The sequence below is a fragment of the Desulfurococcus sp. genome (assembly GCF_049970475.1).
In the GTDB taxonomy this organism is placed as follows: domain Archaea; phylum Thermoproteota; class Thermoprotei_A; order Sulfolobales; family Desulfurococcaceae; genus Desulfurococcus; species Desulfurococcus amylolyticus.
In genome coordinates this window covers 1-3,092 of record NZ_JBMFMW010000123.1, presented here as the reverse complement: position 1 = coordinate 3,092, position 3,092 = coordinate 1, and the positions used below count along the sequence as shown (strand labels likewise).

2 protein-coding genes and 1 tRNA gene are annotated in these 3,092 nt (G+C 45.8%); all 3 read left to right on the top strand.

Annotated features, from left to right (window positions below; all coding sequences use genetic code 11):
- Positions 1-205 precede the first annotated feature (205 nt).
- Positions 206-290: transfer RNA gene (locus ACP5N5_RS06475), tRNA-Leu, on the top strand.
- Positions 291-817: 527 nt separating this feature from the next.
- Positions 818-1,957, top strand: a complete 1,140-nt coding sequence (gene sucC / locus ACP5N5_RS06470) for an ADP-forming succinate--CoA ligase subunit beta (protein WP_042667746.1) — start codon at positions 818-820, stop codon at positions 1,955-1,957.
- A gap of 2 nt (positions 1,958-1,959) precedes the next feature.
- Complete coding sequence (sucD, locus tag ACP5N5_RS06465) at positions 1,960-2,835, top strand: succinate--CoA ligase subunit alpha (RefSeq protein ID WP_012608707.1); 876 nt, start codon at positions 1,960-1,962, stop codon at positions 2,833-2,835.
- The last annotated feature ends 257 nt before the right edge of the window (positions 2,836-3,092 follow it).

Below are 3,092 nucleotides of genomic sequence, written 5' to 3'. Positions count from 1 at the left end.
GGTTCATCACTGATTGGTGAAATCCAGGAGGCAGCCATAACGTTGAGTCTTCCACTACTACTCCTAGACACTATCAAGTACACTGGCCTTGGATGCAGGACGTGATATTCGCCTGGATCGACCTCAATGTACATCATGCTACATCAGGTATATAAGTATAAAGTGAAAAACATTAAAACCCTGCCATACCATAATTCAAACCGGTGCGGGGGTGCCCGAGCTTGGCCAAAGGGGTCGGGTTGAGGACCCGGTGGCGTAGGCCTGCGTGGGTTCAAATCCCACCCCCCGCACTAAGATTCTGTCTTAAAATCAACTAGGATTGCTGAGGTCAGGATCGCCGGCTGGTTTCACTGACCTCTTCCCTGCCCTAGAGGGCGAGGCTTTCAGTTGTAACAATCTTCTCCACTGCTCCAATACTATTGGGTGTAGTTAATAGTATCAGTGTTTTTCGGTGCAATGATATCTGTTAGTCTTCCTTCGGGTTTTCATCGCTGCTAGGTTTAGCGTTATGTCGACAATTATATGCCTTACTATGAGTATGCTATGGTGAAACACAATCTTCTCTATCCTACTAAGTGTGGCCCTATATTCTACCTGACAAAACATCGCATCGCGATCTCCAAGTATGGGCATCAATTACTATGGGCAGGTATCTAGTGATTGCTTGAAACACTTGGTTATTTCAGCACCTGGTTAACACATTGTGAATTTTGAACAATGTTGAGTCCTCTAAGAATGATATTATGGCTGGTAAAAGATCGGATCACACATGCGTGCTTTAAATCCTTGCCAAGTATCTTAAACTATGGGGTCCTGTATGAAACTGTATGAGTATGAAGGTAAGGAGATAGCTAGGAAGTATGGTATTGAGACCCCTAGAGGCATCCTTGCAACAAGTGTTGAGGATGTGGATAAGGCATATAGAGAGTTGAACACGGGGACAGTAGTATTAAAATCCCAGGTGCTCGTGGGCGGTAGAGGCCTGGCCGGTGGAGTAAAGAAGGCTAGTAACCTGGAGGAGGCCCTTACGAAGGCGAGGGAGCTCTTCTCGATGAGCATTAAGGGTGAGAGGGTTGAAAAAATACTGGTGGAGGAGGCTGTGTGTATCAGTAGAGAGCTTTACATGTCTCTCACTGTTGATAGGGCTACTAGAAAACTAGTCTACCTTGCCTCAGGTATGGGCGGTGTTGAAATAGAGGAGCTAGCTAGAAAACACCCTGATAAAATACTCAGGATACCCGTAGACCCGTTCATAGGATATAGTGGCTACATGGCTAGGCATGCACTTGGGTTCCTTGGTCTTCAATGGGATAAACTAGGACAGCTCGACAACATCATGAGAGCTATGTATAAAATAATGATGGACTATGACGCGGAACTAGTGGAGTTCAATCCCTTAGCCTACACGTGTGATGGGAGGCTTACAGCGCTGGATGCAAAGATAATCATAGATGATAACAGCTTATACAGGCACCCCGATCTTCAGCCTTTATACGGGAGGGATGCTACCCCCTATGAGAAAGTAGCTAAGCAACTCGACTTCAATTATGTCGAGCTTGATGGAGACATAGGGGTGATAAGTAATGGAGCCGGGTTAACAATGGCCACCATGGACTCGATTCTACATTATGGTGGGAGACCAGCCAACTTCCTCGATATTGGTGGGGGTGCTACGCGTGAGAGGGTCAGGGAGGCAGTTAAAATAGTGGTCACCCATCCAAGGGTCAAGGCAGTGTTAGTCAATATATTTGGCGGTATAACCAGGTGCGATGAAGTGGCCTCTGGAATCGTTGAAGCCCTAAGTGAAACCAAGGTGGCTAAACCCATCGTGGTTAGAATGCTTGGCACCAATGAGGAGGAGGGCAGGAGGATACTTATTGAGCATGGTATAACTGTTTACACGGAGATGGATGAAGCAGTATTAAGGATTATCCAATTAGTCAGGGGGGTGGGCTGAAGATGGGTATAATAGTCGACTCAAGGACCAGGGTACTGGTTCAAGGGATAACAGGTAGGGAGGGTGGGTTCCACACGAAGCTCATGCTGGAGTATGGTACCAAGATAGTTGCAGGTACCTCACCCGGTAAAGGGGGAACATATGTCCATGGGGTTCCAGTGTATAACTCTATAAATGAAGCCATTAGAGAGCAGGGGACTATTGATGCAAGTATAATATTTGTTCCAGCCAGGTTCGCCAGTGACGCTGTCTACGAGGCAGTGGACAATGGTGTTAAAACCATAGTGGTTATCACAGAGGGCATACCTCTACACGACGAACTCAGGTTTGTGAACTATGCTAGAAGCCGTTCTGTCACACTTATCGGACCTAATACACCTGGAATAATGACGGTTGGTGAGGCAAAGCTAGGTATAATGCCATCGCATGTGTTTAAACCTGGTAGAATAGGCATTGTCTCAAGAAGCGGTACGTTAACATACGAGGTAGCTAGGGAGCTTATCAAACAGGGTTACGGGGTTTCAACAGTTCTGGGATTGGGTGGAGACCCGGTTACAGGGTTAGACTTCATTGATGTATTCAAGATGTTCTCCAAAGATGATTCAACAGATGCAGTCGTGTTAATCGGGGAGATAGGCGGCGATGCTGAGGAGAGATTTGCTAGATTCTACAGTCAGTATGATGGGAGGAAACCGGTTGTTGCATATATAGCTGGTAGAACCGCCCCACCAGGGAAAAGGATGGGTCACGCCGGTGCAATAATATCGATGGGTATAGGCGACTATGCTTCCAAGAGGAGTAGCCTTGAAGAAGCCGGAATACCTGTAGCGGATACCCCGTCACAGATACACCAGTTATTAAGCAAGATCCTTGTATAGGGTTCACCCAAGGTATTTTTAAGGAAAACCTCCTTGGAATACATGATGTGTCATGCTGTTTTTGTTTTATAGTTTGGAGTTTTATAGGCTGCTTAATGTTCTTTCCGCTTTCAAAGCAAAATCTATAAGTACTGGCTCCTTGCAAATTCTAGGCTGGCTCCCTAAATATTATCTAATGCTATGGAGACACAAGGGATTTCGTGGTTAGCTGGTTAGGAAAGATTTATTTATTTGCTTTGATCCCAAATAAATATATC